At 66.2% G+C, this 11901-nt stretch carries 13 protein-coding genes and 1 pseudogene; 11 read left to right on the top strand and 3 right to left on the bottom strand.

What is annotated here, in order from left to right; all coding sequences use genetic code 11:
• Positions 1-325: 325 nt before the first annotated feature.
• Positions 326-589: a 30S ribosomal protein S20 gene (rpsT, locus tag LZ586_RS18080; protein ID WP_235077680.1), complete on the bottom strand. Its 264-nt coding sequence runs from the start codon at positions 587-589 to the stop codon at positions 326-328.
• A 96-nt stretch (positions 590-685) separates the two neighbouring features.
• On the bottom strand, positions 686-1495 hold the full coding sequence (gene mutM / locus LZ586_RS18075) for a bifunctional DNA-formamidopyrimidine glycosylase/DNA-(apurinic or apyrimidinic site) lyase (protein ID WP_235077679.1): 810 nt from the start codon (positions 1493-1495) through the stop codon (positions 686-688).
• A gap of 46 nt (positions 1496-1541) precedes the next feature.
• Here mutM and LZ586_RS18070 point away from each other — a divergent pair, with 46 nt between their 5' ends.
• Entirely contained in the window at positions 1542-2273 is a 732-nt protein-coding gene (locus LZ586_RS18070) for a class I SAM-dependent methyltransferase (protein ID WP_235077678.1), read from the top strand.
• Positions 2274-2421: 148 nt separating this feature from the next.
• Positions 2422-3960 (top strand): 2-polyprenylphenol 6-hydroxylase, encoded by a 1539-nt coding sequence (ubiB, locus tag LZ586_RS18065; RefSeq protein WP_235077677.1) that lies wholly within the window; start codon positions 2422-2424, stop codon positions 3958-3960.
• Here the strand turns inward: ubiB and LZ586_RS18060 are convergent.
• Positions 3953-4435: pseudogene (locus LZ586_RS18060) on the bottom strand (PepSY domain-containing protein); the annotation flags it as partial. The gene ubiB and the pseudogene LZ586_RS18060 overlap by 8 nt on opposite strands.
• Positions 4436-4569: 134 nt before the next feature.
• Between LZ586_RS18060 and LZ586_RS18055 the strand changes: the two are divergent.
• The 9 genes from LZ586_RS18055 (at position 4570) to LZ586_RS18255 (ending at position 11889) form a co-directional block, all read left to right on the top strand.
• Positions 4570-6204 (top strand): methyl-accepting chemotaxis protein, encoded by a 1635-nt coding sequence (locus LZ586_RS18055; protein WP_235077676.1) that lies wholly within the window; start codon positions 4570-4572, stop codon positions 6202-6204.
• 121 nt (positions 6205-6325) lie between these two features.
• A complete protein-coding gene (locus LZ586_RS18050; RefSeq protein WP_235077675.1) occupies positions 6326-7468 on the top strand; it encodes a hypothetical protein in 1143 nt (380 codons plus the stop codon).
• Positions 7465-8634, top strand: coding sequence for a bifunctional phosphopantothenoylcysteine decarboxylase/phosphopantothenate--cysteine ligase CoaBC (coaBC, locus tag LZ586_RS18045; RefSeq protein ID WP_235077674.1), 1170 nt, complete (start codon positions 7465-7467; stop codon positions 8632-8634). Before LZ586_RS18050 ends, coaBC begins: the two co-directional genes overlap by 4 nt.
• A complete protein-coding gene (locus LZ586_RS18040) occupies positions 8624-9385 on the top strand; it encodes an alpha/beta hydrolase family protein (RefSeq protein WP_235077673.1) in 762 nt (253 codons plus the stop codon). The genes coaBC and LZ586_RS18040 overlap by 11 nt, the downstream gene beginning before the upstream one ends.
• Before the next feature lies 1 nt (position 9386).
• Complete coding sequence (dut, locus tag LZ586_RS18035) at positions 9387-9833, top strand: dUTP diphosphatase (RefSeq protein ID WP_235077672.1); 447 nt, start codon at positions 9387-9389, stop codon at positions 9831-9833.
• Positions 9834-9886: 53 nt separating this feature from the next.
• On the top strand, positions 9887-10195 hold the full coding sequence (locus LZ586_RS18030; protein ID WP_235077671.1) for a hypothetical protein: 309 nt from the start codon (positions 9887-9889) through the stop codon (positions 10193-10195).
• Positions 10192-10947 carry a HesA/MoeB/ThiF family protein gene (locus tag LZ586_RS18025; protein WP_235077670.1) on the top strand — a complete coding sequence of 252 codons (756 nt, stop codon included), beginning with the start codon at positions 10192-10194 and terminating at the stop codon, positions 10945-10947. Before LZ586_RS18030 ends, LZ586_RS18025 begins: the two co-directional genes overlap by 4 nt.
• A gap of 40 nt (positions 10948-10987) precedes the next feature.
• Complete coding sequence (locus LZ586_RS18020; protein ID WP_319938023.1) at positions 10988-11659, top strand: NAD-dependent epimerase/dehydratase family protein; 672 nt, start codon at positions 10988-10990, stop codon at positions 11657-11659.
• Entirely contained in the window at positions 11656-11889 is a 234-nt protein-coding gene (locus LZ586_RS18255) for a hypothetical protein (protein ID WP_319938022.1), read from the top strand. The genes LZ586_RS18020 and LZ586_RS18255 overlap by 4 nt, the downstream gene beginning before the upstream one ends.
• Positions 11890-11901 lie beyond the last annotated feature (12 nt).

Below are 11901 nucleotides of genomic sequence, written 5' to 3'. Positions count from 1 at the left end.
ACCGAGCACCCACAATCCGGCCAACGAGCGTGGCCGGAAGTTCGTTTTAGGAACGCCTTGCTGAGTCGAGCAAGGGCAGCCCCCGCAAAGAATCTGAAATAGTTTTGTTGACTCGGCCTAACCCGCGGAAAACCGTGGGCCCCTCTGTTTTATAGAATGGCATCAACGACTTAACACCATTTCGGCGACGTCAGAGCCCCCGAATCGTTGGTTTTCCGAGACTTACCCGAGTTACCTCGAACCTGCTTGCCAACGCTTGGAACACGCACGCGAAAAACCCCGCCGGACTGGGTCCGACGGGGCCTTTGTTACGGAGTTGTGACGATTAAGCGAGCGCGGTCAGGCGCTTGGTCAGCCGAGCGAACTTGCGCGAAGCGGTGTTCTTGTGGAGCACGCCCTTGGCGACGCCGCGCTGCAGCTCAGGCTGCGCTGCGGCGAGTGCTGCGGTGGCAGCAGCCTTGTCGCCCGACTCGAGGGCCGACTCGACCTTCTTGATGAAGGTACGGATGCGGCTCACGCGCACACCGTTGATTTCCGCACGGCGGTCGTTCCGCCGGATACGCTTCTTCGCCTGCGGCGTATTCGCCATGCCGTCTAGTTCCTAGCTCGAATTGAAAGGGCGCCAGAACATCATGTCCACGCCCGGAAAGGCGAGCCCCTTACCGCCCTGGGCGATTCGGGTCAATCACTTCTGGCATCGCGGGCACCAAAAGGTCGATCGCCCGCCGTCCACGCGCCGCTCCACCAGCCCCCCGCAGGCACAAGGCTCACCCTCGCGTCCATAGACCCGCCACTGCTTGGCGAAATACCCCAGCTCGCCATCGGGCCTCGCATAGTCGCGCAAGGTCGATCCGCCGGCCGCGATCGCCGCCTCCAGCACCTCGCGCACCGCGTCCACCAGCTTCGCCAGTCGCGGCCTGGTGACGGTCCCCGCCGCCCGCGTGGGTGCGATCCCCGCCAGGAACAGCGCCTCGCACACATAGATATTGCCCAGTCCGGCCACCACGCGCTGGTCCAGCAGCAACGCCTTCACCGGCGCGATGCGGTCCTTGAACTTCGCGGCAAGGTGCGCGGCGGTGAAGCCGCTGCCCAGTGGCTCGGGACCCAGTGCCGCAAAGGCCGGCCAGGCGTCCAATCCCGCAGTCGGCACCAGGTCGAGCGACCCGAAGCGCCGCGCGTCGTTCAGCGCCAGCCGGTGTTTGCCCGTCTCCAGCACGAAATGGTCGTGCTTGCCCAACTCCTCAGGGTCGATCCGCCACCGCCCGGACATGCCAAGGTGAAAGATCAGCGTGTCGCCGCGATCGGTGTCGATCAGCCCGTATTTGGCGCGCCGTCCCAACCCGGTAACCCGCGCCCCGCTCAGGTGCTGCCCCAGCCCTTCGGGGAAGGGTCGCCGCAGATCGCCACGCCGCAAGGTCACGCGCTCGAGCACCTGCCCCTCCAGCACCGGGCGCAGGCCCCGCACGGTGGTCTCGACCTCAGGCAATTCTGGCATGCCCAACCCCCTAGCCCGATAGCCGCTCGCCCGCTAGAGCACCCCCATGTCCGACACTGTCTCCTTCGGCTACGAAGACGTCGCCCCCCAGGAAAAAACCCGCCGCGTTGGAGAGGTCTTCTCCAACGTCGCCGCGAAATACGACCTGATGAACGACGCGATGTCGGGCGGTCTCCACCGCGTGTGGAAGGACCTGTTCGTCCGCCGGGTGAAGCCGCGTGCAGGCGAGCAGATCCTCGACATGGCCGGCGGCACCGGCGACATCGCCTTTCGCATGGCCAAGTCCGGGGCGTCGATCACCGTCGCGGACATCAACCCGCAAATGCTGGAAGTCGGCATCGAACGCGCGACTCAGCGCGGTATAGACGGCTTGGTTTGGAGCGAAGCCAATGCCGAGACGCTGCAATGGCCCGACAGGTTCTTCGACGCCTACACCATCGCCTTTGGCATCCGGAACGTCACCGACATCCCCAAGGCGCTCCACGAAGCGCACCGCGTGCTGAAGCGCGGCGGCCGCTTCTACGTGCTCGAATTCTCGACAACCGAATGGCCGGGCTTCGGCCAGGTCTACGACGCTTATTCGCACCATCTGGTGCCCAAGCTTGGCAAGCTGCTCGCCAACGACGCGGACAGCTATCGCTACCTGGTCGAATCGATCCGCCGCTTTCCGCGCATGCCCGAGTTCGAGCGCATGATCGCCGATGCCGGCTTCCGCCAGACCAAGGTCGAGCCCCTGCTCGGTGGCCTCGTCGCGATCCACTCCGGCTGGAAGATCTGATGGCCCCTCTTCAATCCTCCCCGGCACGGGGAGGGGGACCGCTCGCGCAGCGAGTGGTGGAGGGGGCCCTCCACCAGCGATTCGCGCAGTATAGAACCCCCTCCAGCCTGTGCCTGCCCCCCCTCCCCATCTCGGGAAGCAACACGCAGTGACTGCTCCCGCCGTCCATCTCTGGCGCCTGCTCAAATGGGGCCGCATCCTCGCCCGCCACGGTGCGCTGCGTGGGATCGAGCGTGATCCCAACACCCCGCGGCCGGTCCGCCGGATAGCCCGTCTCGCGCGCCTGGGCGCTCGCGTGCCGGCGGTTCCCCGCTACGCCGACGCCTTCCAGGCGATCGGCCCCGCGGCGATCAAGCTCGGCCAGACCCTCGCCACGCGTCCCGACCTCGTCGGCGAAGAAGCCGCGCACGATCTTCTGCGGCTTCAGGACGCACTCCCGCCGCTGCCCTTTGCGATCATTCGCGAACGCATCGAATCCAGCTTCGGCCGCCCGCTGGAGACCCTGTTCGCCAGCATCGACGAAGTGCCGGTCGGCGCCGCCTCGATCGCCCAGGTCCACCGCGCCGTCACGCGCGAGGGTGCCCAGGTCGCGGTCAAGGTCCTGCGTCCCGGCGTCGAAGCGGACTTCACCCGCGCGATCGACACCTATGAATGGGCCGCCGCCCAGGTGGAAGGCATGGGTGGCGAGGCTGCGCGCCTGCGCCCGCGCCTGATCATCGCCCATTTCAAGCGGTGGACCGCGCGCGAGCTCGACCTGCGCCGCGAAGCCGCTTCAGCCTCCGAACTGGCCGAGGGGATGACCGCCGAGCCGGACTTCACCGTTCCGGCGATCGACTGGCAGCGCACCACCGGCAAGGTACTGACGCTTGAATGGGTCGACGGCATCAAGCTGAGCAACCGCCCCGCGCTGATCGCTGCCGGCCACGACACCACCGCGCTCGCCGGCAAGCTGATCCGGGCATTCCTGCGCCAGGCCATCGCCGAAGGCTTTTTCCACGCCGACATGCATCAGGGCAACCTGTTCGCGCTCGCCGACGGCCGCATCGCTGCGATCGATTTCGGCATCATGGGCCGGATCGATCGCCGCGCCCGCGTCTGGCTCGCCGAGATCCTCTACGGCCTGATCACCGGCAACTATAAGCGCGTCGCCGAGATCCATTTCGAGGCGGGCTACGTCCCTGCCCACCACAATGTCGCCGAGTTCGCCACTGCGCTTCGGGCGGTGGGCGAGCCGATGCGCGGCATGCCCGTCAAGGACATGTCGGTCGGCGCGATGCTGGACGGCCTGTTCAATATCACCCGCGACTTCGACATGCAGACCCAACCGCATCTGCTGCTGTTGCAAAAGACAATGGTGATGGTCGAAGGCGTCGCGCGCGGCCTCGATCCGGAGATCAACCTGTGGGAAACCTCCGCGCCTTTCGTGCGCGAATGGATCCGCACCGAGCTCGGGCCCGAGGCGAAGATCGCCGACCGCTTGATCGAGGATCTGCGCACCGTCGCCCGCCTGCCCCAGCTGATCCGCAACATCGAACTGCGCTATCCCACCCCCGGCGGCGCCCCGCCCGCGCTACCGCTCCGCGAGATCGAAGTCGTGCGCGTCGGCGGTGGCTGGCGCTATGCCGTGGTGGCCGGTGCGGCAGCAGCGGCAGGCATTGCGGGAACCTTGCTCGTCACCCTCAGCTGACGGCCGGCACCAGCCGCTTGCCCCGGCCAAAGCTGACGCGGGCCACGCCGAAGACGATCGCCGCTGCCAGGCAGCCCCAGAACAGCGCGATGAACGGCGCTCCGTTGCCGAGCACGAAGCGGGCCGCCAGGGTCACCAGCAGTGCGCCCGGCGCTCCCCAGATCACGCCGCTCCATGCCGCCCGCAGCCGAGGCTCGTGCAAGCCCCGCCGCCGCCGCTTGCCCAGCCAGATATACACGCCCGTCGCGCAGACCACGCTCAGCGCCAGCCCGAACAGCGCATAGGCGATCTTCACCGGCAGTCCGCCGAAATTGCCGAAATGCAGCTTGTAGTTCGACGCCGCCGCCTGCTGCCCCAGCGCCCCATCGGCCAGCCCGGCCGTGCCCTTGAAGTGCCCGGCCGCGTCGAACGCATAATATTCGCCGAAGATCAGCCGCCGCGGATGATCGCCGACGATCTGGACATGCTGCCCCGCCGTGCCCGGATGCGAGTCACTCGCATTAGCAAGGTGGGAGCCACGCTCGGCACCCGCCGCAGATGGGGCAACACGAAGGCGCCATTAACTATTCTCTGCGTATCGAAGGACTTGATTGGTCAGCGGGCAGGCTTGTGCGATACGGTAATAGGATCCTGATCAAGGGTGGAGGCGCCCTAACCGGCTATATCGGCGAGTTGCTGCAGGTGAGCGCACCTGCGGATGCGACTTCCCGCATCGTCTTCGCGCGCCGTCTCGATGCGACCACGCGCAGCTTCCGGGCGCTCTTGCCCCTCGCCGTCTTCTTCGTCGCAGTGGCGGTCGCCGCCTTCTGGCACGTCGCGCACAAGCCTTTTGCCCTCGCGAGCGCGGCACTGGTCATTGGTGCCGCAGTGTGGGGCTGGCACGCAATCCCCGCGAACAGTGCCGGGAACGACTCGACCCAGGCCGCGAAACGCCACGTCCTTCTCGCCTTGCTGGTGGGGTCCGGATGGGCACTGCTCGGCGTGGCCGTCACCTTCTATGCCGGCAAGGACCTCATCTTCGTCGTAATAGAGGTTCAGATGGCGCTGATGGCCGTCGGCCTCATCATGTACATCAATCTACCTGCGGGCTTTGCCGGCTTCAGCACGCCGATCGCGCTTTCCCTGGCCATCACCTCCATGCCGATCACCCTCGGGGGCGCCGTCGTCAGCCTGCCCCTCATCTTCATCTTCTACAGCATCCTCGCAAAGGCTGCCGTCGATCAGTCCGGCGTGTTCGCCGAAGCCCAGACCGCCGTCAGCCGTCTCGCCGAGAGCGAGGCCGCCAGGCTCCAAATCGCGCGCGAATCGGCAGAGGCGCAAGCGAGGCTCGCTGCCGAGGCCCGCGCGCTCGAGGCCGAACAGCATGTCGCCGCGGCGCACCGCGCGGAACAGCTCAAGCGCAGCTCGCTGCTCGCGCTTGGCGAGCACTTCGAAACGAATGTGGCCGCCGCCGTGACCCTGCTGTCCAAGGCAGTCGCGGAGTTGGACCAGTCGGCCGCGCAACTTGCCTCGGTCGGGCAAAGGAGCGCCGGCGCAGCCGCCGACGTCGCCCAGCGAGCGACCGCCGCCTCGGCCTCTGCCATGATTGTCGCGACCGCCGCCGACGAACTGGGCCACACCGTCAGCGAAATCTCGACTCAAGTCGACGGCCACGCCGTCCTCAGCGAAGCCGCGCGCCAGCTTGCGAGCATGAGCGCGCGCAGCATGGACGCGATCTGCAGCGAAGCCGCGAAGATCGACAACGTGATCGAACTGGTCGACGGCGTGGCGAGCCAGACCAAGCTGCTTGCGCTGAATGCGACCATCGAAGCCGCGCGAGCGGGCGAGGTGGGCAGAGGGTTCGCGGTGGTCGCGGGCGAGATCAAGGCGCTGGCGAACCGCACGACCGGCGCGACCGCGGACGTGCGCAGCCAGACCGGCACCATCATCGGCCAGATCGGAGGCGCTTCCGGACGTATGGCGGAAACTGCCGAAAAGATCGACGCCGTGGCGGAGATCGCGTCGTTCATCGCAGGCTCGATCACGCAGCAGCGGCAGGCCACGATCGAGATCGGGCGGGAAACCGGTTTGGTGGCGAGCCATGTCGACGACGTCCGCGACCGGGCGGAGGAGCTGGCGAGCGGCGCCCACGCCACCGGCAACCTGGCGCGTGCGATGAACGACACCGTGGCCGACATTTCGCGTCAGGCCGAGGCGCTCCGGGCGGAAGCCGCCAGCTTCCTGCACGAGATCCGCGTCGCCTGACACGACGGCCTCGGCACGCCCCTGCCCGGTGGCATCCTGGACCTCCTTCTTCCGCTCTCCCTTCCTCGCGTCCAGCTAAGGCTCGACACCCCCTTCGCACCGCGTGTAGTTGCGCCCCAGCATGGCTCGCACTGCATCCCGATGGCTCGCCGGCCCTACGCGTTTCGCGGCACTTTCTCGCTCCCGGGCGCGGATCGGCCTCGCCTTGCTGCCAGTGCTGCTGCTTCTGTGTCTCAGCGCATTGTTCGCGGCACAGCCTCCTTCGGCGGGCATGAGCGCCACCGGCGAGCCAACCAGCTCGGCAGACGAGGCACCGGCGCACGACTCCGATGTGGTGCTGTATGAAAAGATCGTCGCCGGCGTCCGCAGCGACGCGGGTGACTATTACACCGTCGCCACGGACGCGATGCGGGCCGGTCGCTATCCGCTGCGGCCGTTCGTGACCGTGCGGATGCCCGCGCTGGCCACCGTCCAGGCCGCGTTGCCCGATTGGGGCCCTTCCCTGTTGCTCGTGCTGCTCGCCGCGGTCACCGCGGCCGCCTGGGGGCTACGCCTGGGCGAGGTGCTGCCCGGCTGGGCGCCACGCGCCGCCGCCAGCGTCCTGCTGCTCGGTTCGATGCTGGCCTTGCTCCAGCCGGCTCTGTGGGCGCTCCATGATCTGTGGGCTGGGCTGCTGATCGCCTTGTCGCTTGCCCTCCGCAGGCCGGGGCGTTGGATGGAGGCCGTCGCGCTCGCCCTCGCCGCCATGCTGATCCGCGAGACCGCGGCGCTGTACGTCGTGGTAATGGCGGCACTCGCCTGGCGCGACGGCGCACGGGCGGAGGCACGCGGCTGGGTTGCCGCACTGCTCTTGTTCGGCCTGGCGCTTGCGGCGCATGCCCATGCCGTCATGGGCGCCACCAGTCCGCTCGACGCGATCTTGCCCGGCTGGACGGGGTTGCTCGGCGCCGGCTTCTTCGTGAAGGCGGTGACGCTCTCGACCGTGCTTCAATTCCTGCCGCTCTGGGGCGGTGCCCTGCTGGTCGGTCTGATATTGTTCGGCTGGGCGAGCTGGGCCGATCCGCTGGGACACCGCTTTCTGGTGGTGCTGATCGCCTACGGCGCTCTGATCGGCGTCTTCGCCCGCCCCGAGAACTTCTATTGGGCGCTGATCGTCGCCCCGCTCTTCCTCGTCGGGCTGGTATTCGTACCCGATGGCTTGCGCGACCTGGTGGCGCGGGCGCTCGACAAACGCCGCATAACGGTGACAAGGGTGACGCGATGAAGCGGATCCTGCTGATCGTCGGCGGCGGCATCGCTGCCTATAAGGCGTGCGAGTTCGTTCGCCTGTGCCGCAAGGCGGGCATTTCGGTGAAGTGCGTGCTGACCGAGGGTGCGCAGCATTTCGTCACGCCGATGACGCTCGCCGCTTTGTCCGAGAACCAGGTCTACACGACGCTGTGGGACCTGAAGGACGAGACGGAAATGGGCCATATCCAGCTCAGCCGCGAGGCCGACCTGGTCGTGGTCGCCCCTGCCACCGCAGACCTGCTGGCCAAGATGGCCGCCGGCATCGCCGACGATCTCGCCACGACGCTGTTGCTCGCCACCGACAAGCCGGTGATGGCCGCGCCCGCGATGAACGTCCGCATGTGGCAGCATCCCGCCACTCGGCGCAACGTCGCCCAGCTTCGTTCCGATGGCGTAACGATCATCGAACCCGACGAAGGTCCAATGGCTTGCGGCGAGTACGGCCCGGGCCGCCTGCCCGAACCGGCCGCGCTACTTGATCACGTCCAAACATGTTTTGGCGTCAACCAGATGCTCAGCGGCCGCCATATACTGGTCACCGCCGGCCCTACCCACGAGCCGATCGACCCGGTGCGCTACATCGCCAACCGCTCCTCGGGCAAACAGGGCTTCGCCATCGCCGCCGCCCTCGCTCAACTAGGTGCCCGCGTCACCCTCGTTAGCGGCCCCGTAACTGCCCCGACGCCCTCTGGCGTCACGCGCGTAGATGTCGAGACCGCCCGCGAAATGGCCAATGCCGTCGCCGCCGCACTCCCGGCCGACGCCGCCATAATGGTCGCCGCGGTAGGGGACTGGCACGTCGAGGCCGCCGAGCAGAAGCTGAAGAAAGGCGAAGCGCCCTCCACCCTCCAGCTTAGCGAAAACCCTGACATCCTCGCCCTGCTCTCCGCCAGCCCTCACCGCCCCAGGCTGGTGGTGGGCTTCGCCGCGGAAACCGAAAAGGTCGTCGAGCACGCCACCGCCAAGCGCCTGCTCAAGGGTGCCGACTGGATCGTTGCCAATGACGTGTCGGGCGACGTGATGGGCGGCGCCGATAACACCGTCCATCTCGTCACTGCCGACGGAGTCGAAGATTGGGAGAAGATGCCCAAGGACCGGGTCGCCCGCAGGCTGGCCGAGCGGATCGCCCATGCGCTTTAGGCTCGCCCTGCTACCGCTGCTCCTGACGGGCTGCGCCACCTCGACACCGACGATGAACGGCAGGCTCCAAGCGGAAACATATGGCCCGAAGCGTGGGTCGGACGTGCAAACCCTGATCGTCGTGCTGCAGGGCGAGGATGCGCCGGATCATCACGGCTTCGCCCGCAGTGCCGCGCGCACCATCCCAGGCGCGGCGGCTGTCGCCCTCGTGCGCTCAGGTGATACCGATCATCGTTCTCCTCCAGACGGTCACGGCACCGGCGCGGGAGACGACCGCACCCGCGACCATCTAGCCTCAGTCGGCGACACGATAACCGCCCTGCGTGTGCGATATCCTCGAGCCCGAACGATCGTGGTCGGCGATGCCGGCGGCGCAGCCATTGCCGCGAATCTCGCCGGCATCCGCCCAGCGCTTATCGACGGCATGGTCCTGGTGGGCTGCCCTTGCACACTCGGCGAGTGGCGCCAGCGTGTGAAACAAACACAAGACGTAGGCTCAGGCCGTGAAGGTCTTGACCCACTCCAAACCGCCGGCGGTATCCTGCCCAGCCTTCGCGCCGCGGTTCTGGTGGGCGCCGATGACGCGGTTACCCCCATCGCCGTTTCTCGCGCCTATGCCGAGGCTTTGGCGCTACGCGGTGTTGCCACTGACTATCGTATTCTCCCCGGTCGTGGACACGATTTGCTGAACGATCCCGAAGTGCTGGCAGCGACGGAGCGACTTGCAGCCGCGATGCTGAAGAAAGGCTGACATGCTCTCTCCGATCCGGATCGCGATACTCCGCCTGCCCAACGGGAAAGACTTGCCCGTTCCTTCCTATGCCACGCCTGGATCTGCCGGGATGGATGTCGTTTCGGCGGAAAGCCTGATGCTTCGACCCGGCGCACGCTACGCTGTGCCGACCGGGTTCGCGATGGCGATCCCAGTAGGATATGAGGTGCAGGTCCGCCCTCGATCGGGCCTGGCGCTAAAGCATGGCATTACCTGTCTCAACACGCCGGGTACGATCGACAGCGACTATCGCGGCGAGCTGAAGGTGATCCTGGCTAATCTCGGCAGCGAAGACTTTGCGATCACGCGCGGGGACAGGATCGCGCAGCTTGTACCCGCGCCCGTCCAACTCGCCCACTTGGTTGAAGTCGCCGAGTTGGATGAGACCGCGAGGGGCAGTGGCGGCTTCGGATCGACCGGGACATGAGCGCGGCTTCTGCCCTTATTGCAGGGGTCCAGGCCCTCGCGCTGCAGTGGAACATGCTGGCACCGCTCCCGTACAAGACTGCGCCACAGATCACGCCAGAGATGAACAGCTTCGTTCAGCGTGAAGCGATAGGACGAAAGTGCCCGATGCCTCAGGGCGGCTCTATGACCGTCGATGTCGCGGTACTCGTAGATCAGGCTGGCGGCATCCGCACCACGGTCCCGCGCGCAATCGGCTGCGCGACCGTCGAGCAATATGCGGCCGCGTTGGTGGCAGGGTTTGCACGCAACAACCTTCTCCCCCGCACCGGCCTGCAGGAGCAATGGTATCGGACCACTCTCACCTTCACTTGGCCCACGTGAACCTCGACGCTGCCGAACTGGAGCGGTATGCGCGGCATATCGTACTTCGCGACATCGGCGGCGTCGGCCAGCTGAAGCTGCGGCGTTCGCACGTTCTGGTGATCGGCGCCGGCGGTATCGGCTCTCCAGCCATCCAGTACCTCGCGACAGCGGGAGTCGGCAGGCTGACGATCGTTGACGACGACCATGTCGAACTGTCCAACCTGCAGCGTCAGACGCTCTTCGGAACGTCCGACATCGGTCTTGCAAAAGTCGACGCCGCGGCGGATGCCGTCCGTCGGCTCAACCCCGGTGTGGAAGTATGCACCGTCAACGAGAGGATCAGCGCCAGCAGCGCCTCCGCCTTTGTCGCTTCCGCCGACGTCGTTTTGGACGGGTCAGACAATTTCCTGACCCGGCTTGCCGTTGCCGATGCGACCCTGAGCAAGCGCGTGCCGCTGGTCTCTGCAGCGGTAGCAGAGTTCGAGGGGCAGCTCGGCGTATTCCGGGGCTGGGAAACTGATAAGCCCTGCTACCGATGCTTTGTAGGCGCAGATCCGGAACGTGAGGAGGTAACCTGCGCCGAACAGGGCGTACTCGGGGCATTGACCGGCATCATGGGCAGCCTCGCGGCTTTAGAGGCGGTCCGTGCGATCTTCCCATTCGGCGAGGACAGCGCGGGCAAGCTGCTGCTCGTCGATGCGCTTGGCTTGCGATTTCGAACGCTGACCCTGCCGAAGGATCCCGGCTGCCCCTCGTGCGGCGCCCGGTAGCGCTGGACTTGATCGGAACGTTCAGCCACCAGAGCGACCCATGACTGATCCTGCTCCGCGCATCCTGGTGACCGGCTCGGCTGGCTTCATCGGCTTTCATACGTGTTTACGCCTGCTGAACCAAGGCGCAACAGTGCTCGGGATCGACAACTTGAGCGCGTATTACGATGTTTCGCTGAAGGAAGGACGCACGGCCATTCTCGGCGAAAAGCCCCGCTTCTCACTTGCGCGAATATCGATCGAGGACATGTCCGCGCTGGAACAGGCATGGATGGAGTTCAAACCGGACGTGGTCATACATTTGGCCGCGCAAGCGGGGGTTCGCTACTCGATTGAAGAACCCCGCAGGTACATCGGCTCCAACGTGATCGGCACCTTCAACCTGCTGGAGCTTGCTCGACACCATCCGGTTCGCCACTTCCTCGCTGCGCCTACAAGCTCGGTCTATGGCGCGAACGCGCAGATGCCGTTCGAGGAAACGCAGCGCACCCAGACGCCGCTGAGCCTCTATGCAGCCACCAAGGGTGCGACCGAACTGATCGGACACAGCTACAGCCATTTGTTCGGCACGCCGATGACCTTCTTCCGCTTTTTCACAGTTTACGGGCCCTGGGGAAGGCAGATGCCATCGTGGCGCTCACCACCGCCGTCCCGGGCAAGACTGCCGTCGAGGGCGACAGCCTCTCGCCAGTTGCGCCCTTTCGCACCGTGAACATCGGTGCCGGCACGCCAACCCAACTTATGGACTATATCGGTGAGCTCGAAAGAGCGCTCGGCAAGACCGCTATAAAGAACTTCCTGCCTATGCAGCAAGGCGACGTGCCGGCTACGGAGGCTTCATCGGTCTTGCTGAAGCGCCTGACCGGCACAATCCCGACCACGCCCCCGAGTGCTGGCGTGCCCGCGTTCGTGCGATGGTATCTGGATCATTATCGATCTTGAAACCCCTGATGA

The sequence above is a fragment of the Sphingomonas sp. S2-65 genome (genome assembly GCF_021513175.1).
Taxonomy (GTDB): Bacteria; Pseudomonadota; Alphaproteobacteria; order Sphingomonadales; family Sphingomonadaceae; genus Sphingomonas.
This window is presented reverse-complemented; position numbering and strand designations above follow the sequence as displayed.